The 19,192-nt window shown below is 62.6% G+C and carries 20 protein-coding genes and 1 tRNA gene (1 of these 21 cut by a window edge); 14 read left to right on the top strand and 7 right to left on the bottom strand.

From position 1 onward, the window contains the following. The first annotated feature begins 170 nt into the window (after positions 1–170). Genes MGMSRV2_RS09980 through MGMSRV2_RS09950 form a run of 7 tightly spaced genes read left to right on the top strand, consistent with a single transcriptional unit; the run spans position 171 to position 6,157 of the window. Positions 171–482, top strand: a complete 312-nt coding sequence (locus MGMSRV2_RS09980) for a 4Fe-4S dicluster domain-containing protein (RefSeq protein ID WP_024080231.1) — start codon at positions 171–173, stop codon at positions 480–482. Continuing rightward, a complete protein-coding gene (locus MGMSRV2_RS09975) occupies positions 473–781 on the top strand; it encodes a chaperone NapD (protein ID WP_024080230.1) in 309 nt (102 codons plus the stop codon). The genes MGMSRV2_RS09980 and MGMSRV2_RS09975 overlap by 10 nt, the downstream gene beginning before the upstream one ends. Beyond that, positions 778–3,285: a nitrate reductase catalytic subunit NapA gene (gene napA, locus MGMSRV2_RS09970; RefSeq protein ID WP_024080229.1), complete on the top strand. Its 2,508-nt coding sequence runs from the start codon at positions 778–780 to the stop codon at positions 3,283–3,285. The genes MGMSRV2_RS09975 and napA overlap by 4 nt, the downstream gene beginning before the upstream one ends. Beyond that, complete coding sequence (gene napG / locus MGMSRV2_RS09965; protein WP_242410733.1) at positions 3,258–4,100, top strand: ferredoxin-type protein NapG; 843 nt, start codon at positions 3,258–3,260, stop codon at positions 4,098–4,100. The genes napA and napG overlap by 28 nt, the downstream gene beginning before the upstream one ends. After that, the gene (napH, locus tag MGMSRV2_RS09960; RefSeq protein WP_024080227.1) at positions 4,097–5,029 is read left to right on the top strand and encodes a quinol dehydrogenase ferredoxin subunit NapH; all 933 of its coding nucleotides are present in this window, start codon (positions 4,097–4,099) and stop codon (positions 5,027–5,029) included. The genes napG and napH overlap by 4 nt, the downstream gene beginning before the upstream one ends. Then, complete coding sequence (locus MGMSRV2_RS09955; protein WP_024080226.1) at positions 5,026–5,472, top strand: nitrate reductase cytochrome c-type subunit; 447 nt, start codon at positions 5,026–5,028, stop codon at positions 5,470–5,472. The genes napH and MGMSRV2_RS09955 overlap by 4 nt, the downstream gene beginning before the upstream one ends. A gap of 16 nt (positions 5,473–5,488) precedes the next feature. Continuing rightward, complete coding sequence (locus tag MGMSRV2_RS09950) at positions 5,489–6,157, top strand: NapC/NirT family cytochrome c (RefSeq protein ID WP_024080225.1); 669 nt, start codon at positions 5,489–5,491, stop codon at positions 6,155–6,157. Between the two features lie 306 nt (positions 6,158–6,463). On the opposite strand, the gene MGMSRV2_RS09945 is transcribed toward MGMSRV2_RS09950, so the two are convergent. Together MGMSRV2_RS09945 and MGMSRV2_RS09940 are read right to left on the bottom strand one after the other, a co-directional pair. Next, positions 6,464–6,703, bottom strand: coding sequence for an Lrp/AsnC ligand binding domain-containing protein (locus MGMSRV2_RS09945; protein WP_024080224.1), 240 nt, complete (start codon positions 6,701–6,703; stop codon positions 6,464–6,466). 33 nt (positions 6,704–6,736) lie between these two features. After that, complete coding sequence (locus MGMSRV2_RS09940; protein ID WP_041633567.1) at positions 6,737–8,398, bottom strand: DEAD/DEAH box helicase; 1,662 nt, start codon at positions 8,396–8,398, stop codon at positions 6,737–6,739. A gap of 171 nt (positions 8,399–8,569) precedes the next feature. Between MGMSRV2_RS09940 and MGMSRV2_RS09935 the strand changes: the two genes are divergently transcribed. From MGMSRV2_RS09935 to MGMSRV2_RS09925, 3 genes are all read left to right on the top strand, one after another. After that, positions 8,570–9,112, top strand: coding sequence for a hydrolase (locus MGMSRV2_RS09935; RefSeq protein WP_024080222.1), 543 nt, complete (start codon positions 8,570–8,572; stop codon positions 9,110–9,112). 10 nt (positions 9,113–9,122) lie between these two features. Beyond that, entirely contained in the window at positions 9,123–9,812 is a 690-nt protein-coding gene (locus tag MGMSRV2_RS09930) for an alpha/beta fold hydrolase (protein ID WP_024080221.1), read from the top strand. 115 nt (positions 9,813–9,927) lie between these two features. Continuing rightward, positions 9,928–10,698 carry a hypothetical protein gene (locus MGMSRV2_RS09925; RefSeq protein ID WP_024080220.1) on the top strand — a complete coding sequence of 257 codons (771 nt, stop codon included), beginning with the start codon at positions 9,928–9,930 and terminating at the stop codon, positions 10,696–10,698. 53 nt (positions 10,699–10,751) lie between these two features. Here the strand turns inward: MGMSRV2_RS09925 and MGMSRV2_RS09920 are convergent, their stop codons facing one another. Next, positions 10,752–11,441: a fumarylacetoacetate hydrolase family protein gene (locus MGMSRV2_RS09920; protein WP_041633566.1), complete on the bottom strand. Its 690-nt coding sequence runs from the start codon at positions 11,439–11,441 to the stop codon at positions 10,752–10,754. 206 nt (positions 11,442–11,647) lie between these two features. Here MGMSRV2_RS09920 and MGMSRV2_RS09915 point away from each other — a divergent pair, with 206 nt between their 5' ends. Both MGMSRV2_RS09915 and MGMSRV2_RS09910 read left to right on the top strand, forming a co-directional pair. Then, the gene (locus tag MGMSRV2_RS09915) at positions 11,648–12,043 is read left to right on the top strand and encodes a MarR family winged helix-turn-helix transcriptional regulator (protein ID WP_106001293.1); all 396 of its coding nucleotides are present in this window, start codon (positions 11,648–11,650) and stop codon (positions 12,041–12,043) included. A gap of 2 nt (positions 12,044–12,045) precedes the next feature. Beyond that, positions 12,046–12,828: an alpha/beta fold hydrolase gene (locus tag MGMSRV2_RS09910; protein WP_024080217.1), complete on the top strand. Its 783-nt coding sequence runs from the start codon at positions 12,046–12,048 to the stop codon at positions 12,826–12,828. Here the strand turns inward: MGMSRV2_RS09910 and MGMSRV2_RS09905 are convergent. The 3 genes from MGMSRV2_RS09905 to MGMSRV2_RS09895 all read right to left on the bottom strand — a co-directional run bounded on the left by MGMSRV2_RS09905 (position 12,800) and on the right by MGMSRV2_RS09895 (position 16,633). Beyond that, positions 12,800–14,770 (bottom strand): ATP-binding protein, encoded by a 1,971-nt coding sequence (locus tag MGMSRV2_RS09905; RefSeq protein WP_052588935.1) that lies wholly within the window; start codon positions 14,768–14,770, stop codon positions 12,800–12,802. The two genes, MGMSRV2_RS09910 and MGMSRV2_RS09905, sit on opposite strands and share 29 nt — an antisense overlap. Before the next feature lie 145 nt (positions 14,771–14,915). Beyond that, positions 14,916–16,196 (bottom strand): ammonium transporter, encoded by a 1,281-nt coding sequence (locus MGMSRV2_RS09900; RefSeq protein ID WP_024080215.1) that lies wholly within the window; start codon positions 16,194–16,196, stop codon positions 14,916–14,918. Positions 16,197–16,556: 360 nt separating this feature from the next. Then, positions 16,557–16,633, bottom strand: a tRNA-Asp gene (locus MGMSRV2_RS09895). A 130-nt stretch (positions 16,634–16,763) separates the two neighbouring features. Here MGMSRV2_RS09895 and MGMSRV2_RS09890 point away from each other — a divergent pair. Continuing rightward, positions 16,764–16,952 carry a DUF4169 family protein gene (locus MGMSRV2_RS09890; RefSeq protein ID WP_024080213.1) on the top strand — a complete coding sequence of 63 codons (189 nt, stop codon included), beginning with the start codon at positions 16,764–16,766 and terminating at the stop codon, positions 16,950–16,952. Here the strand turns inward: MGMSRV2_RS09890 and MGMSRV2_RS09885 are convergent. Then, a complete protein-coding gene (locus MGMSRV2_RS09885) occupies positions 16,940–18,451 on the bottom strand; it encodes a CYTH and CHAD domain-containing protein (RefSeq protein ID WP_024080212.1) in 1,512 nt (503 codons plus the stop codon). The genes MGMSRV2_RS09890 and MGMSRV2_RS09885 overlap by 13 nt on opposite strands. A gap of 150 nt (positions 18,452–18,601) precedes the next feature. On the opposite strand from MGMSRV2_RS09885, the gene MGMSRV2_RS09880 reads away from it, so the two are divergent. Continuing rightward, positions 18,602–19,192, top strand: partial view of an SPOR domain-containing protein gene (locus MGMSRV2_RS09880; protein ID WP_024080211.1) — the beginning only. The gene runs 795 nt beyond the window's last position; 591 of the gene's 1,386 nt are visible here — the first part of the coding sequence; it begins with the start codon at positions 18,602–18,604; its stop codon lies beyond the right edge, outside the window.

Genomic DNA, 19,192 nt, shown 5'->3' with positions numbered 1-19,192 from the left:
GCGGCTAAATCACCAATCACTGATATTTGAATAACCAAGTAACGGGGTCGGAAAAGACCCTGCTTACGGTGTGGTCTTCTTGACCAAAATCAAATGCGATTCGGACCGATGGGTCCACTCTGGCGGTGCCGGCTCTTCCGTTCGGGAAGGCCTGCGATTACGGGGCCGTTATGATGTCGCACAGCCTTAGCCGCCGCGCCTTGTTCGGGCGCACTCCCCCCCAGTCGCCGCCGGAAGCGCCGGTGAAACGGGTGGCCGTGCTGGGCGGCACCTGCATCGCCACCCAAGGGGTGGCCTGCGGCACCTGCGCCGACCCGTGCGATCCCCGCGCCATCAAGATTCGTCCCATGCTGGGTGGGCGGGCCATCCCTTTGATCGATGCCGCCGCCTGCACAGGCTGCGGCGACTGCCTCAACGTCTGTCCGGTGGGGGCGCTGGTTCTGGCGCCCGCCGGGTCGGGAGAAAGCAAGCCATGCGCTTAGGCACTTTTGTCGCACGGGAGCACGAAGCCCCCCGCGTATCGGTGGAAAACATCTGCGGCGTGCTGGTTCACGTGGTGCCGCGCGACCGCAACCGCATCAAGGCGGCGCTGGAAGCGCTGCCCGGCGTCGAGGTGCACACCATGACCGACGACGGCAGGCTGGTTGTCATCGTCGAGGATGCCTGCGGCCAGTGGGCCGGGGCCACCATCACCAGTTTCCATGACATCGAGGGCGTCCTGTCGGTCGCCCTTGTCTATCACCATTTCGACCAGGATTTGGAAGGGGAGATCGTTCCATGAGCCTCAACCGGCGCGACTTCATCAAGGCCAATGCCGCCGCTGCCACGGCGGCGGCGGCCGGCATTTCCCTGCCGACGGCGGCGGCGATTGCGCAGCCGGCCAAGGCCAACATTCGCTGGGACAAGGGCGTGTGCCGCTTTTGCGGTACCGGCTGCGGCGTGCTTGTCGGCGTCCAGGATGGCCGCGTGGTTGCCACCCAGGGCGACCCCGATGCCCCGGTCAACCGGGGCCTGAACTGCATCAAGGGCTATTTCCTGTCCAAGATCATGTACGGCCAGGACCGTCTGACCAAGCCGCTGCTGCGCATGAAGAACGGCAAGTTCGACAAGAACGGCGAGTTTGCGCCCATCACCTGGGATCAGGCCTTCGACATCATGGCCGAAAAGTGGAAGGAGCAGCTGAAGAAGCCCGATGGAATCACCCGTATCGGCATGTTCGGTTCCGGCCAGTGGACCATCTGGGAAGGTTATGCCGCCGCCAAGCTGATGAAGGCCGGCTTCCGCTCCAACAACCTCGACCCCAATGCGCGCCATTGCATGGCGTCCGCCGTCACCGGCTTCATGCGCACGTTCAACATGGACGAGCCCATGGGCTGCTATGACGACATCGAGCAGGCCGACGCCTTCGTGCTGTGGGGCAGCAACATGGCGGAAATGCACCCGATTCTGTGGTCGCGCCTGACCGACCGGCGCCTGACCCATGACGGCTGCAAGGTCGCGGTGCTGTCCACCTATGAACACAAAAGCTTCGATCTGGCCGATAACGGCATGGTCTTCGTCCCCAATACCGACTTGGCCATCCTGAACTTCATCTGCAATTACATCATCCAGAACGGCGCGGTGAACAAGGCGTTCATCGACAAGGCGGTGACCTTCAAGAAGGGCGTCACCGATATCGGTTTCGGCCTGCGCCCCACCCACAAGCTGGAACAAGACCCGCAGAACAACGGCTATAACGGCAAGGGCGATCCCAACAAGATGGACAATTCGTCGTTCGACGAATTCAAGGCCATCGTCGCCGAGTACACCGTGGAAAAGGTGTCGAAGCTGTCCGGCGTCCCCGCCGACAAGCTGATCGAGTTGGCCAAGCTCTATGCCGACCCGACCAAGAAGGTGGTGTCGTTCTGGACCATGGGCTTCAACCAGCATACCCGTGGCACCTGGGTCAACAACATGATCTATAACGTCCACCTGCTGGTGGGCAAGATATCGGAACCGGGCAACGGCCCGTTCTCGCTGACCGGCCAGCCCTCGGCCTGCGGTACCGCGCGTGAAGTGGGCACCTTCGCCCATCGTCTGCCCGCCGACATGGTGGTGATGAACGACAAGCACCGCGAATTCGCCGAACAGATATGGAAGCTGCCGCCCGGTACCATCAATCCCAAGGTCGGCTATCACGCGGTGCTGCAACATCGCATGCTGAAAGACGGCAAGCTCAATGCCTATTGGGTGCAGTGCACCAACAATATGCAGACCGCCCCCAACATGAACGAGGAAGGCTATCCCGGCTATCGCAACCCGGAAGCTTTCGTCGTCGTCTCCGACCCGTACCCGACCGTGACCGCCTTGTCCGCCGATCTGATCCTGCCCACCGCCATGTGGATGGAAAAGGAAGGCGCCTATGGCAACGCCGAGCGCCGCACCCAGTTCTGGCGCCAGCAGGTCAAGGCTCCGGGCGAGGCCCGGTCCGACATGTGGCAGGTGATGGAGTTCTCCAAGCGCTTCAAGATGGAGGAAGTGTGGCCGGCGGAACTGCTGGACAAGGCGCCCCAATACAAGGGTAAGACCATGTTCGACGTGCTTTATGGCAACGGCGCCGTCAACAAGTTCCCGCTGTCGGACATCCAGGCCGGCTTCGACAACGACGAAAGCAAGGCTTTCGGCTTCTACGTGCAAAAGGGCCTGTTCGAGGAATATGCCCAATTCGGTCGCGGCCATGCCCACGATCTGGCCCCGTTCGACATGTACCACAAGGCACGCGGCCTCAGGTGGCCGGTGGTCGACGGCAAGGAAACCCTGTGGCGCTACCGCGAGGGTTATGACCCCTATGTCAAGGCGGGCGAAGGCGTGAAGTTCTATGGCCGTCCCGATGGCCGCGCCTTCATCATCGGTCTGCCCTATCAAGACCCGCCGGAAATGCCCGATGCCGAATATGATTTGTGGCTGTGCACCGGGCGCGTGCTCGAGCACTGGCATTCCGGCTCCATGACCCGGCGCGTGCCGGAGTTGCACAAGGCGGTGCCCAACGCGGTGTGCTTCATGCATCCCAACGATGCCAAGAAGCGCAACCTCAGGAACGGTGACGTGGTCAAGGTGGCCAGCCGGCGCGGCGAAATCAGCCTGCGTCTGGACACCCGTGGTCGCAACAAGCCGCCGGAAGGCCTGATCTTCGTGCCGTTCTTCGATGAAACCATTCTGGTCAACAAGCTGACCCTTGACGCCACTTGCCCGATCTCGAAAGAGACCGATTACAAGAAGTGCGCGGTCAAGGTCGCCAAGGCCTGAGCGGAGTAGAAACGGTGGAACGCCGGCAAAGCCCCCCCATCAACCGTCGCGCCTTGCTGTCCGGAGCTTTCCGGGCAGCCTGCGGCGCCGGGTTGGTGGCGGCCTTGCTGGCGGTGCCGGCGCGGCAACGGGCGCAAGCCGTCGCCCTGCGCCCGCCCGGCGCCATCGACGATGCTGATTTTCTCTCGGCCTGCGTGCGCTGCGGTCTGTGCGTGCGCGGTTGCCCCTATGACACGCTGAAGCTGGCCGAAAGCGGGGACGGTCCGCCGGTGGGCACGCCGTTCTTCACCGCCCGCACGGTGCCGTGCGAGATGTGCGAGGATATTCCCTGCGTCGTCGCCTGTCCGACCGGGGCCTTGGATAAAAGCCTGACCGACATCAACCAGGCCCATATGGGCATCGCCGTGCTGGTCGGCCAGGAAACCTGCCTGAACTTCCTGGGGTTGCGCTGCGACGTCTGTTACCGCGTCTGCCCGCGCATCGACGTGGCCATCACCTTGGAGCGTCATCACAACGAACGCACCGGCAAGCATGCGGTGTTCATCCCCACCGTGCACACCGACAAATGCACCGGCTGCGGCAAATGCGAGAAAGCCTGCGTGCTGGAGGAAGCCGCCATCAAGGTGCTGCCGCCGGCCCTGGCCGTCGGCATGCTGGGCGCCCATTACCGCCTGGGCTGGGAAGAAAAGGACAAGGCCGGCAAATCGCTGATCGACGGCATCATCGATCTGCCCGACCGCATGCCGGAAGCGCCAGCCACCATGCCGGCGCCCGAGCGTCTGCCCGGCGGCGGCTTCAAGGAATTCAAGCCATGAGCGCGCGTGATCCCCGCCGCCCAGGTCTCGACCGCAGGCGCCGCGACGGCTGGCTGGCGGCGCATAAATGGCTGATCCTGCGCCGTCTGGCCCAGGCTGGGTTTCTCGCCTTGTTCCTGACCGGCCCGCTTTGGGGCTGGTGGATCACCAAGGGCACCTTGGCTGCCAGCATCACTTTCGACGTGCTGCCGCTCACCGATCCGCTGATGGCCGTGCAAGCCCTGCTGGCCGGTCATGTGCTGGAAGTGTCAGGGCTGGTAGGGGCCGTGCTGGTCATCGTCGCTTACGCCCTGATCGGCGGTCGGGCCTTTTGCGGCTGGGTCTGCCCGGTCAACGTCATCACCGATTTTGCCGCCTGGCTGCGTACCCGGCTGGGTTTGAAGGAAGCCTATCCGCTTGATCGCCGCCTGCGTCTGGCCATCTTGGCCGGTTTGCTGGTGGGCTCGGCGGTGACCGGCACCATCGTTTGGGAGTTCGTCAATCCGGTGACCATGCTGCATCGCGGATTGGTCTATGGCTCGCTGTTCAGTGCCGGCGCCGCCTTGTGGATCAGCGCCGCCATCCTGCTGCTGGATGTGGGCGTGGCGTCGCGGGCGTGGTGCGGGCATCTGTGTCCGGTCGGCGCCTTCTACGCCCTGATCGGGGCCAAGGGGCTGGTGCGGGTCTCTGCCGTCAACCGCGACGCCTGCGACAATTGCATGGATTGCTTCACCGTTTGCCCGGAACGCCAAGTCATCACGCCGGCGTTGCGCGGAGCCAAGAACAAGGTCGGTCCGCTGATTTTGTCGCGCGACTGTTCCAATTGTGGGCGCTGCATCGATGTGTGCGCCAAGGACGTCTTCATATTCACCACTCGTTTCCACGATGGCGCGGGCATGGCCGCCCAAAGCCCGCGTGACGGAGTTCTGCAAGGGGAGAAAATGCTGTGAAACACAAGATCATGGCCATGGCCGTCGCCCTGGGTCTTGCCCTGGGTACGGTAACCGGAATGGGCGTCGCCAGTGCCGCCGACGTCAAAGCCTTGCGCGATACGCCGGTGAATGCCGCCGACAAGGCGCCGGATACCTATAAGGTGCAAGACGGCGTCAAGCACGAGCGTGCCTATCGCCAGCAACCGCCGCTGGTGCCGCACGACACGGCTAAGTATGAGATCGACCTGAAGGTCAATCAGTGCCTGCGCTGCCATGAATGGCCCTATTCGGACCAGGAAAAGGCGCCGAAGATTTCGGACCTGCACTACATCGACCGCAATGGCGTGCGCCAGGATAGTGTAAACGGCAACCGGTACTTCTGCACCCAGTGCCATGTGCCGCAGGTGGATGCCAAGCCGCTGGTAGAAAACCAGTTCAAGCCCGCCGTCACTGGCCGGTGAGGAAAGGATCTGGGCCATGACCAACGAAAATCAAACGCCTGAGGCCCAAACCCCTGCGGTTAAGCCGAAATCGATCCTGGCCGAAATCTGGGGGCTGCTGCGCCGTCCCACCGCCCGCTGGTCGTTGGGGGCCATCCTGATTGTCGGCTTCTCCTCCGGCATCATGTTCTGGGGCGGCTTCAACTGGGCCATGGAAATGACCAACACCGAGGCGTTCTGCATCTCGTGTCACGAGATGGAGGCCAACGTCTATCGGGAATATCGCGGCACCATCCACGATCAGAACCGCTCGGGCGTGCGCGCCACCTGCCCTGATTGCCACGTGCCGAAGCCGTGGATCTACAAGATCAAGCGCAAGATCCAGGCGTCGAACGAAGTCCTGCACAAGGTTCTGGGCACCATCGACACGCGTGAGAAGTTCGAGGCCAAGCGTCTGCAACTGGCCAAGAACGTGTGGACCTCCATGAAGGAAACCGATTCGCGCGAATGCCGCAATTGCCATACCTTCTCGGCCTTCGATCTGTCGCGTCAGCAAAAGCGCGCCCAGGCCCGGCACGACGAAGCTATGGAAGAGGGCAAGACCTGTATCGACTGCCATAAGGGTGTGGCCCACAAGCTGCCCGAAGGCGCCTTCAACGCCGAGCGCGAGTTGAACGAAACCTGGAACGCTGTCCATCGCAAGTAAGGTGGGTTGGTCTGAATGTGGAAGAAGCCCTCGCCATCGGCGGGGGCTTTTTCATGGTTTTTGGTCGTCTGCGGTGAAGCCATCGTGCGCGGTCAACAACCAGCAGCAACACGGATAAACACGAATGCCGCTTCGCGGCGACACGGATGGACACGGATAATTCTTCATCCGTGTCCATCCGTGCCAATCCGCGTTTATCCGCGTTGCGGCTGGAGGCTGGTCACAAAGGACGGCTTCACCAGGGATGAAAAACAAACCCCGCCGGCATGCACCAGCGGGGTTTGTCAAAACAAGATGATCGATGCTTCAGGCGAAGGCCTTGAAGGCGATCAGGGTGAAGGTGTCCTTGACCCCGGGGATGATCTGCAAGGTATCGACGACGAACTGGCCGATATCCTGCGCTTCATCCAGATAACATTTCAGCATCAGGTCGTACTGGCCGGAAATGGAATGCACTTCCGATACCCGTTCGATGTCCACCGCCTGGTCGGCCACGTCATAGGCGCGGCCCAGTTCGCATTTCACCATGACGAAGATGGTCTTCATGCTTGGTCTCCCTGACGGGGACGGTGACGCGGCCTATTCCTCGGCCGCGTCGTCGTCCTTGGCCGATGCGGCCTTGCTGATTTGCGGCACCGCCCGGGTCATGAAATCGGGCATGTGGTCGCCAAAACCGATGACGTTGTCGGGGTGCAGCATTTCGCCGATCCCCAATTCGTCGATGCGGCCCCGGCGGCGCCCACCGCGATCATCGCGGCGACCCCGGTCGTTGTTGCGGTCACGCTCGCCACCACGGTCACGACCAGAGCGGTATTCACCCCGCTCCCGTTCGGGACGTTCGGTCCGCTCCCGTTCGGGACGTTCGGGACGTTCGGTGCGTTCCGGGCGGTCACGGCGTTGTTCTTCACGCGGCTGTGGCAGGGTGGCGGTTTCCACGGTCTCGGCGACGACGGCCTCGTCGGTCACCACCGCTTCGACGCGATCCTCGCCCCGGTCCTTGCCGCTACGGCGGCCACGACCGCGACTATTGCCGCTGCTGTCCTTGTCCGATGACGGGCGCTTTTCGGCGCCCCGGCCTGGGCCACGGCCCCGGCGCGCGCTCATGTCCAGATCCAGCGGCGGCACGCCTTCCACTTCCATGCGCGGCAGGCCTTGGCCGATCAGGCCTTCGATGGCGGCAACGAAGCGGCCGTCCTCGGGCGAGGCGATGGTGAAGGCCTTGCCGGTTTCGCCGGCACGACCGGTGCGACCGATGCGGTGGACGTAATCCTCGGCGTGGATGGGGACGTCGAAATTGAAGACGTGGCTGACCGCCTTGATGTCGATGCCACGGGCGACGACGTCGGAACACACCAGCAGACGGGCTTCCCCCGACTTGAACTTGGCCAGCGATTCCAGCCGCGCCGGCTGGCTCATGTCGCCATGCATCTGCACCACGTCGAAGCCGTGCTTCTTCAGCGACTTGAACAAGATGTCCACGTCGCGCTTGCGGTTGCAGAAGATGAAGGCGTTCTTCAAATTCTCGATGCGGATGATGTGGCGCAGGGTCTCGCGCTTGTCGATATGATCGACCACCGCCAGGAACTGTTCCACCGTGACCGCCGTCGATGACTGGGCGCTGACGCTGATTTCCTTGGGGTTCATCAGGAATTCGTCGGCCAGTTTGCGGATTTCCGGGCCCAAGGTGGCCGAGAAGAACAAGGTCTGGCGCATCTTCGGCAGCATCGAGACGATGCGTTGGACGTCGGGGATGAACCCCATGTCCAGCATGCGATCGGCTTCGTCGATGACCAGCACCTTGACGTCGTTCAACAAGATGCGACCGCGGTCGAACATGTCGAGCAGACGCCCGGGCGTGGCGATCAGAACATCGACGCCGCGATCCAGGATGGCGATCTGGTCGCTCATGGATTCGCCGCCGATGATCAGCGCTTTGTTAAGCTTATGGTATTTGCCGTATTTGTCGAAATTCTCGGCGACCTGAGCCGCCAATTCGCGCGTCGGCGCCAAGATCAAGGATCGCGGCATGCGCGCCTTGGCTCGGCCCGCGGCGAGGATCTCGATCATCGGCAAGGTGAAGCTGGCAGTCTTGCCGGTGCCGGTCTGGGCACAGCCCAAGACGTCACGGCCCATCAAGACGACGGGGATGGCCTGTTGCTGAATGGGAGTCGGGGTGGTGTACCCGGATTCCTCGACCGCTTGCAGGAGTTCGGGGCTAAGGCCCAGGTCAGCGAAGCTCATTGGGTGCGGATAGCCGTCCATGCGGCGATTTTGAGAGAGTGTTTCATATGTGGCGCGATAATAGAAGCTCGCGCGGCTATGTCAATGAAAGACGCTGCTTTCTTGCTTTGACTGGCGAGTATGTGGCCTTTGGGCTACGCTCATGTGGTCATACCGCAAAGGAAAACGACCATGTTGATGGATGCCGCCCGTTCGTCCCTGCTGATCGTCGACGTGCAGCAGAACCTGGGGCCAGTGATGGCCGAGCCGCGCCAAGTCTACCGCAATTGCGTCAGGCTGCTGCGCGGTGCGGCCCGTCTGGCGGTACCGGTGACCATCTCCGAGCAATATCCCAAGGGCATCGGCCCGACCATGGGCGAGGTGCTGGCCGAAGCCCCCGAAGGCGCGGTGGTCGAGAAGATGCATTTTTCCTGTGCCGCCGAACCGGCCATCCTCAGCCGTCTTCAGGCCTTCCAACGGCCTCAGGTGGTGGTCGCCGGCATCGAGGCCCATGTCTGCGTGCTGCAATCGGCTATCGGTCTTAAAATGGCAGGGTTCGACGTCTTCGTCGTCGCCGATGCCTGTTCATCCCGCGTCGCCGCCAATCACCAATTGGCGCTTGACCGCATGGCTGCCGCCGGGGTGGCGGTGGTGTCCACCGAGATGGTGTTGTTCGAGTGGCTGCACGTGGCCGGCACGTCAGAATTCAAGGACGTGCTCTCGCTGATCAAGTAAGGATTTCACCATGACCGATCTGATCTTGCTACCCGGCCTGCTCAACGATGAAAGATTGTGGGCGGGGCAATGCGCCGATCTGGCCGATCAGGCCCGCGTTCGGGTGATCCCCACCTATACCCATGACAGCATCGCCGCTCTGGCTCAATCGGTGCTGGATCAGGCGCCGCCGACATTCGCCCTGGCCGGGCTGTCCATGGGTGGCTATGTCTCCATGGAAATCCTGCGCCGGGCGCCGGAACGGGTCGAGCGGGTGGCTTTCGTCAGCACCACCGCCCGCCCGGATTTGCCGGAACAGACCGAACGGCGCCGTGTCCTGATGGAGATGGCGGCCTCGGGCGGCTTTTCCCGCATCCTGCCCACCGTGCTGGCCAGCATGGTGCCGCCCGATCATGCCCACGGGCCGGTGGCCGATCTGTTCCATGCCATGGCCGCAAGCGTCGGCGTGGAGGGGTTTTTGCGTCAGCAAAGCGCCATCATCGGTCGAGTGGATTCGCGCCCCGGTCTGGCGCACATAAGCTGTCCCGCCCTGGTGGTGGTCGGGCGCGACGATACCCTGACCCCGCCCGACCGGGCCGAGGAAATGGCCGATCTGATCCCCGGCGCCAAGCTGGTGCGCATCGCCGCGTGCGGCCATCTGTCGGCCATCGAACAGCCCCGGGCGGTCAGCGCCGCCCTTAGTCTTTGGCTGCAAGGATAAGGTGACGGAAAGCGTACAAATTCGGTCAAATCCCATATTTTGGTGGGGATTTTTATTTGTTGGTTGTTAACCGCCGCTCTCTTATCCTGGGCGAGGATTGAGAAAAGGGTCCAACATGGGTTCGCGCGGGCCGCGCTTGTTGCGGCGGACTACCAATCATGTGCTCGATGCCCTATTGAAGGCGGCGGAGGGGGCGTGGCAAGGCCATCCCAAGGAGCTGTCGGCGTTGCGCGACATCATCGTGGCGCTCGAGGCCTCGGCCCAGTTCGACGATTTCTATCGGCGCTCCTACCGCGAATTGCTGGACGTGGTCGAGCAGGAAAAGATGGAGCAGCGCCGCACCAACGCCTTTGGTCGTCTGATGGTGCATCACCTGGGGCCGTTGTTCGAAAGCGGCACCTTGGACCGCGCCTTCCTGCCCAACATCTTTTCCTTTTTCCATCTGGTGCTGGGCGATGACGCCGGTTTTTACGGCGAACAATGTCTGCGCCTGGTGGCCGACTTGAAGGCGGAACTGGGCGAGGATTTCACCTGGGACGCCTATTACGACACCCTGTCGGCCAAGCTGATCTTGTGGCACACGCTGACCCGTATCGCCGGATCGTTCAAGCGCTGGGATTTGCGCAAGGACTGGTTCATGAAGCTGATGCAGTACACGCCGACCACGGTCAGCCTGGGCTCCAACGCCTTCGTCACCCGCGAAGTCGACCACGACGAACCGCATGTGTTCGGCAATCACCAGTTCTGCGCCTTTTTCCAGGCGCTGTTCTCGCCGCTGACGGAAATGAAGATGGCCGACGAAGCCGCCTTCAAAAAGGAATTCGGCACCGACCCGCATCACCTGATCGGGCCGTTCCTGGTTCATCTCGCCACCTGCGAGATCTGAACGGCAAAGCGGCCCCCTCCCGGTGGAGGAGGGGGCCGTATTTTTAACGCCGATTATCCCGCCGCTTCGATGATCACCCGCAACTCCGGCAGATTGTCGACATGGCCGACCAGTTCGTCGCCGGGCTTGACCGCCGATACGCCCTCGGGGGTGCCGGTATAGATCAGGTCGCCCAGCCCCAGATGATAATACTGCGACAGATGGGCGATGATTTCGGGCACCGACCAGATCATCTCGCCGATATCGCCGTGCTGGCGCTCTGTGCCGTTGACGGTGAGCGAGATGGCCCCCGCCGTCATGGGCCGGCTGTCGCGGACGATGGCGGTGATGGGGGCGGAAAACTCGAACGACTTGCCCAAATCCCATGGGCGCCCCTTGTCCTTGGCGGCGTTTTGCAAATCCCGCCTAGTCATGTCGAGGCCGACGGCATAGCCGAAGATGGCCGCCGCCGTCTGATCCTGGCTGGCCTGGAAGACATCGGCGCCCAGGGCGACCACCAGCTCGATCTCATGATGCAAATTGCCGGTGCCCGGCGCATAGGGGATGGAACCGCCGCCCGGCACCAGGCTGTCGGCGCTTTTGCTGAAATAAAACGGCGGTTCACGGCTGGGGTCCGAGCCCATCTCACGCGCATGGCCGGCATAGTTGCGACCAACACAGAATACCCGGCGCACCGGATAATGGGCATTTTCACCCAAAATCGGGACAGCGGGCTGGGGCAGGGTGAACAAGGCGGTGGTCATGGTCTTCTCCGCATGGGCAGGGGGCACAGCAGCATGCCTCCTTCGTATGGCTTGGACAATCTCTCTTGACACGGCAAGCGTGGTGGAAATCATGGGACAACTGAAATTGGAACGCCCCAAAAAACAAAAGAGGGTGTCCAGGGAGGAGAAAAATCGTGCGCTTCCAGTTGGGGGACTATGTCCCGTATCTCGTAAACCGTGCAGGGGTGTCTATTTCAAACACCTTTTCGCGCGAGCTTGAACGTTTCGGCATCACCCTTCCCATGTGGCGGGTGATGGCGGCCTTGCTGGATGAAGGCGAACAGCGTCTGGGTGATCTGTCGCGTTTGACCGCCATCGAGTTGTCCACCTTGTCGCGGATCACCGCCGCCATGGACCGGGCCGGTCTGGTGCTGCGTCGCCGTTCGGGCGAGGATGCCCGCGCCGTGCTGATCGCCCTGTCGAAGGAAGGCAGCCGCATGGCCGAATCCATCGTGCCGCGCGCCCTTCATTGGGAAAGCGCCGCCATCGCCGGCATGAGCGAGGACGAGGTGCGCACCCTGAAGGGGCTGTTGCAGCGTCTTTACGGCAATGTCGAGGGCCGTGAAGCGGTCGCCCGCTGATCATGGGCATCGAGGTGGTGGACGGTACCCGGCTGGAAACACGCTGGATCGGTCAAGCCCGTTCCGGCCAGACAGTGTTGGTGTTCCTGCATGAGGGGCTGGGGTGCATGGCGCAATGGCGCGATTTTCCCGATCGTGTCGCTGCCAGCCTTGATCTGCCGGCGCTGGTTTATTCCCGCGCCGGCTATGGGGCGTCCGATCCGGTGGAGTGGCCGCGTCCTCTGGATTATCTGAACCGGGAAGGTGAAATCCACCTGCCGGCCTTGTTGGATCATTTTGGCCTGGAGCGGGTGGTGCTGATCGGCCATTCCGACGGCGCCACCATCGCTTTGGTGGCGGCGGGCAGCGACCGGGATGGTCGGATATTGGGCGCGGTGGCCATGGCGCCGCATTCCTTCGTCGAGGATATGTGCCTGGAGGCCATCGCCAAGGTCACCCATATCTACCGCACCACCGATCTGCGCGACAAACTGGCCCGTTATCACGGCGACAACGTGGATTGCGCCTTTTGGGGCTGGAATGCCACCTGGCTGGAACCCGGCTTCAAGCACTGGCACATCCGCGACCACCTGGCCGCCATTGGGACGCCGGTGCTGGTGATCCAGGGCGCCGACGATGAATATGCCACCTTGGAGCAGGTGGAGATCATCCAACGCATTGTGCCGGCGGGGGTGCAGGCCTTGGTGTTGCCGCAATGCGGCCATACGCCGCAGCGCGATCAGACCCAGGCGGTGTTCGACGCCATTATCGGTTTTGTCAGGCCGCTGGTGCCGGTTTCAGCGTGAAAAAGAAGGTGCTGCCCTGATCCGGGGTGGATGACACCCAGATGCGCCCGCCATGACGCTCGACAATCTTCTTGCAGATGGCTAGGCCGATGCCGGTGCCGTCATAGCGGTCGCGCCCGTGCAGGCGCTGGAAGATGCGGAAGATGCGGTCGAAATATTGCGGGGCGATGCCGATACCGTTATCGCGGACCGACAAGGTGATCTGCCCGTCCTGGGTCAGGCATTCCACCTCGATGCGCGGCAACCGGTCGGAATGACGGTATTTCAGCCCGTTGCCGATCAGGTTGCCCAGCAATCGGGCCAATTCGTCGAAATCACCCCAGACCTTGGGGAGGCTGGCCGGCAGGATCAACTCGGCCCCGGCTTCGTTCAGCGTTAATGCCAGGGTTTGGCGGACGTCATTGAGCACGGTGCCCAAATCCACCGCCGCCATCGGCCGTCCGGTCGATCCCACGCGGGAATATTCCAGCAGATCCAGGATCAGGCGGTCCATGCGCAAGGCGCCTTCGCGGGCGAATTCCACGTATTCGCGCGCCTCGGGGTCCATCTGATCGCCGAAACGGCGGGCCAGCAAGGCAACGAAGCTGTTGACCATACGCAACGGCTCGCGCAAATCGTGGCTGGCCACATAGGCGAATTGTTCAAGCTCGGCGTTGGATGCCTCCAGCCGCTTGGTCCGTTCGGCCAGGATCGCTTCCGATTGTTTGTGGGCGCCGATGTCGCGGATGACGGCGCAGGTGTGGTCCCGCCCATCCGCCTGCAGCAGGGCGATCGACACTTCCACCGAGATCAGTTTCCCGCTCAACGTCCGCAGGCTGGTTTCAAATCGCAAGGTGCCGGCCCGGCGCAGATCGTCCAGGCGCCCTTCCCAGGCCGCAGGCGGGACCGACGGGTCGATATCGGGAATACTGCGGTTGAACAAGGTGCCGGGGGCATAGCCCAAGGCCTGATGCGCAGCCGGGTTGGCATAAATGATGCTGCCCTTGTCGTTGGTCCACACCACCATGTCGGCGCCGGCATCCAGCGAGAACTGGGCCATGCGGCGCTGGTTGTCGATGCTGCGCAAATTGGCGCGCTGGGCTTCGTCCAGGGCCAGCCGGCGCAAGATCGCCCAGATCAGCGCAGCGACCACCAACGCCGCCACCAACGCCGCCAGCAACAGGCGCAAGGCGTTGCTGCGCCACAGGTTAAGCAGATCGGCGGCATTGACGGCCACCGACAGCTTCAGGCCGTAAGGGCGCAGGGTGCGAAAGGCGACGATCCGTCCCGCCGACGTGTCATCATCGTGGATAAGGCCGTTATCGCGGGAATCGGGCCGGAATTCGGTCATGCCGGACATCTTTGTGGTGGCGCCTTCCGGCGTTTGCACCAAGATGGCTCCGTCCTGGCGTGCCAGGGTCAGGGTCAGGGTTGTAACCGTCTTGGATTTTACTTGCAGGAAGATTTCCTGGAAGTATTGGACGGACATGGCGGCGACGGTGATGCCGGCGATATTGCCGGCGGCGTCGTGGCGCAGGCGGCTGAACGGAATGATCGGGGTGCCGTCGAAGGGGGCGGCGGTCACCGTACCCACATGAATGGGCAGGTTCTGGCCGGCGACACTGGCGCGGATGGACTGGGCGAAGGCATGATGGCGCGGCGACAGCGAATGCAAAGAGGCGATCGGCAGGCCCTGCGCATCGATCAGCAGCAACCCGAAAATGGCCGGAACGCCGGTGGCACGGTCGCGTAGCGTGCGGCGGATCTGCTCGGGCGGGCGGTTGCCCTCGGTGGACAGATCCAGGACGCTTTGTTCGACAACGGAATCCACTCCGCTGATGGTGCGTCCGATCTCACCGACCAGCACATCGGCCAGGACGTTCAGATTGCGTTCGGCCAAGGTGATGGTGCTGTTGTACTGCCGCCAGATTTCATAACCGGTCATGCCCAGGACGACGACCATCAAGAGGGCGCCCAGGGCAATCACGGATCTGACGCTGGTCGACGGATGCGGCCAGCTTATCCAGGAAAACCTCACCCGAATGTCCCCCCTCTGGCTGCGCTCCAGAGGGGAGTTTAAACCATGCCTCATACTAACCAAGCGATAATCACGCTGCCCCCATGCCGCGAGCGGAAGCACGCGCCGCCAAGGCGCCGTCGTCGTGCACCGAGGTGGCGTCTTCGGGATAGGCGCCGATCTGGTGGATGGCCAAATCGGCGCCCATGAACTCGTCCTCGTCCGACAGACGGATGCCCATGGTCGCCCGCAGGCTGCCATAGACCGCCAGACCGCTGGCCAATCCCAGGACAACACCGGTCAGGGTGCCGACAAACTGGGCGCCGGGATGGACGCCGCCCAGGCCGCCCAGGGTTTCCAAGCCGAAAATGCCGCAGGCGATGCCGCCCATGGCGCCGCACAGGCCATGCAGCGACCACACGCCCAAGACGTCGTCGATCTTCCACTTGTCCTGACACATTTCAAACGCCCACACGAACAAGGCGCCGGCCAGACCGCCGGTAACCAGGGCCCCGACCGGATGCATGACGTCGGAGCCGGCGCATACCGCCACCAGGCCGGCCAGCGCGCCGTTGTGGACGAAGCCGGGGTCGTTGCGCCCGACGATCAGGCTGCTGATGATGCCGCCGACCATGGCCAGCAGCGAGTTCATGGCCACCAGACCGGAAATACCGTCGATGGCTTGGGCGCTCATGACGTTGAAGCCGAACCAGCCCACGCACAGAACCCACGACCCCAGGGCCAGGAAGGGGATGTTGGACGGCGGGATGGCGATGACCCGGCCATCCTTGCGATAGCGTCCGCGCCGCGCCCCCAGCATCAGCACCGCCCCCAGGGCGACCCAACCGCCCAGGGCGTGCACCACCACCGAGCCGGCGAAATCGTGGAAGGGAACACCGAACAGGGCGGTGATGGTCTCTTGGAAGCCCAGGCGGGTGCCCCAGACCATGCCCTCGGTGATGGGATAGACCAGTCCGACCAGGATCGAGGTGGCGATCAGTTGCGGCCAGAACTTGGCCCGCTCGGCGATGCCGCCGGAAATGATGGCGGGAATGGCGGCGGCGAAGGTGGCCAGGAAAAAGAATTTGACCAGATCATAGCCATTGGCGGCGAAGGCCGAGCCTTCCGTCTTGCCCACCAGATCGGCTGCCGGATGCAGGAAGCTGATACCGTAGGCGACGCCGTAACCGACAAAGAAATAGACCAATGTGGAGACGGCAAAGTCGGTGAGAATCTTTACCAGGGCGTTCACTTGGTTCTTTTTTCGCACCGTTCCAACTTCAAGAAAGGCGAAGCCGGCATGCATGGCCAAGACCATGATGGCGCCCAAAAGAACGAACAGTACATCTGCTCCGGTCCGCGTCACTTCCATTTGCCTGTGCTCCTCACCCTGATCCCAAAATGCTGGGGTGACGGCGCGTCATCAATAACCATGCCAATCTTGTGCATGATATAAAAATGTTTAAAATCAATAAGTTATAACGTGGCTAAAAAATGGTCTTCATCGGCATGGTGCAAATGTGGGCGCACATGCGTGAATTTAGCCTAAAAATTATGCGATGACGATTTTCCGCAGTCTTCCTGGGCAATACTTGGTACAAAAAATAGACATTTTAGTTCTGTGATTAAATATTGAGCTGATCGGATGTTCCTGCATGACCAAAGCCAAAAAGCCGACGCCGCCCTGGTCGGGGGCGGCGTCGGCTTTTTGGCGGATCATATTTCAACGAGGTGGCGCGAGTGACGGGGCTCGAACCCGCGACCTCCGGCGTGACAGGCCGGCGCTCTAACCAACTGAGCTACACCCGCAACCTCGTGAGGGCCGGATATATAACCGGGGCTTTTGGGGGGCGCAAGGGGCTTTTTTGTATGGCGCGCATTTTTCTGGTTGGCTGTTGTCGCGGCACGCTTATCCTAAGGCCGAGACAGAGGTGTTCACATGGCGGAAATCGTCAATCTCAACCGCCGGCGCAAGGCCAAGGCGCGCGAGGAAAAAGACCAGCAGGCCCAGGCCAACCGCGTGGCCTTCGGGCGCACCAAGGCGGAGAAGCTGGCGGCGCGCCAGCAGGCCGAACGGCAGCGGACGGATTTGGACAGCAAGAAGCTGGACGAGGATCACTCCCAATAGGGCGTGGTCTTGCGCAGTTTCTTCCAGGTCAATCGGGCATCGCGCAGCAATCCCGGGCGGCGGTGTTCGTGCCAGCCGCAGATCATGCCGGCGGCCCAGGCCCAGTCTTGGCGGTGGTGGGTGCCGGCCAAGGTTATTCCGGCCACCGTCAGGTCATTCAGGCCGCCCAGACTTTCCTGTAATTCCGCCAGCAGACCAAGAAAGGGTTTGGTCTCGGCGCGTGGGTAGAGTGTGGTGAAAAACTCACCCGTGTAGCGCATCTGTTTGCCCAGGATGCGAACCTGATGCAACTCGGGCGCCGGCAGGTGGGTTAGATTGTCGCCGCCGGCTTTGAGTAACCGGCGATGTGACTTTTTCAGCACCTGGCGGGCATACCGCCCCAGGGACATGGCGGCGGTTTCGGTCGTGGTCCACGGGGCCTGGGCCAGCCACTGCCCCAGCGTCAGCATAAGCCGGGTGAAGCGATTGTCGTCGATTGCGGCGGTGGCGGCGACAAAGGCTTGTTGCCGTTGCTCCAGCCATTCCTCGCGCAAGACGGCCAAAGCGGGGGCGTCGGGATGGTTTTCCTGCACGGGGGCGATGATCTCGGCCAGAAACACGTCGGCATCGCGGGCCGGACCAAGATGCTCCAGCAGCCAACGCATTTCCGTCTTGATCGTGTCCAGTTCGGCGCCGTGAACCAGGGGTTTGAACACTTTCAAGGCCGAGCGTAAGCGCCGCAGGGCCACCCGCATCTGGTGCACCGCCTCGCCGGCCTGATCGCCGCGCAGGGCGGCTTCATTGCTTTGCAGGTGCCGCAGGCAATTGCCGGCGATGACGCTGAAGGACTGACCGGCGTTCATGTCGGCATTCAGATCCAACGGTGGCGCCTTGGTCGGGCGCGGGGCGCCACCATCGGCCAGGGCATAGCCGCGGTCGGACTTGGCGCTGGTGAGGACGCGGCAGGGAAAGCCCGCAGCGATGTCCTGAGCCAAGCCGAACAAAGCGGTGACGGGACCGCGACGTAATTCCAGTTCGATTTCGGCCAGCGGCATTCGGCGGTCACCGGCCAGGATTTCCCCCTGGTCTAAGGCTAATTCGATGTCCCATTCGGGGGTGGCCAACAGATAGATGGTGCGGCGGACCTGGGTGGTGAAGACGGGGGTCAGCCGTTCGATCAAGCCATCCAGGCGGAATACCGGAAGCTCGGTGGCCAGCAAATGGGGCAGGTGGACCTGGGCCAAGGGCGCGGAGATTTCCCATTCCCCTCGCTCGAACAGGCCCGAGGCGCGCCGGCCTTCGGTTTTTACGGTCTGGGTCCAGTCGCGGCCCGATTGGCGCAGGCGCAGGCTGACACCGCTTTGGCGCAATTCCCGTGTCGGCGTGTCGTAATAGGTGGAGATCAGGGTTTTGCTGCGGCCTTTACCGGTTTTGTAGGCGGCAATGGCGGGCAGACGGGGGACGCGCGACAGAAGTGCGGCATCCAGGCACAATTTAAGCTCGGTCTCGGTGCTGTCCATGATGGTCCCCCGTGATCCCTCTTTATATAGCACTGACCACAGGGGGGCGGCGATTAAGGAAGTGTGAACCGCTTGCCGTCATTGTAAGGTTCGGAATTCCTGCGCGGCCGCGCTTTGTTGTCGCGGTTGCTCGCTCCAAGGGGGAAACGGATGAGCACCCTTACTCGACTGCGACGCGGCGCCGCTTTGGCCCTGGTGCTGTCGGCGCTGTCCGGCTGTCAGGCCTTGATCGATCCCAACGGTACGCAAAATACGGTCGAAGGCATCGTCAACAGCGACGCTTCGGACCGGGCCATGAGCGCCTTGACCCGGGGCGATTATACAACCGCCGAACGCTATGCGCTGACCGCCTTGCGCTACAATCCCCGCGACGGCATGGGCCTGCTGGCTGCCGGCCTGGCCTATCAGGGGCTGGGGCGCTATGACCTGGCCCGGCAGTATTACGAGGTGATCATCACCGGCAACATTCCCGGCTCGATCATGACGCCGGGGGATGGCGGCGTGGTGATGCCGCGTTCGATCCTCGACATCGCCCGCGCCAATATGGCGGCCATCGATAAGATGACCGGTCGTTACGTGCCGCGCAGCGCCGCCGAATCCGGGCGGGCTCCGGGGGCTTCGGCGGTGGGGGCGCCCCCTTTACCATTCGGTGAGGCGTCGCCGTTGGCGGCGACCGATCGTCCGCAGGTGGGCACGGGGTCGTTGCGGCCCATCGGTGCCCAAGGCGGTGCCGGCATCGCT

It is taken from the genome of Magnetospirillum gryphiswaldense MSR-1 v2, assembly GCF_000513295.1.
Taxonomy (GTDB): Bacteria; Pseudomonadota; Alphaproteobacteria; order Rhodospirillales; family Magnetospirillaceae; genus Magnetospirillum; species Magnetospirillum gryphiswaldense.
This window is presented reverse-complemented; position numbering and strand designations above follow the sequence as displayed.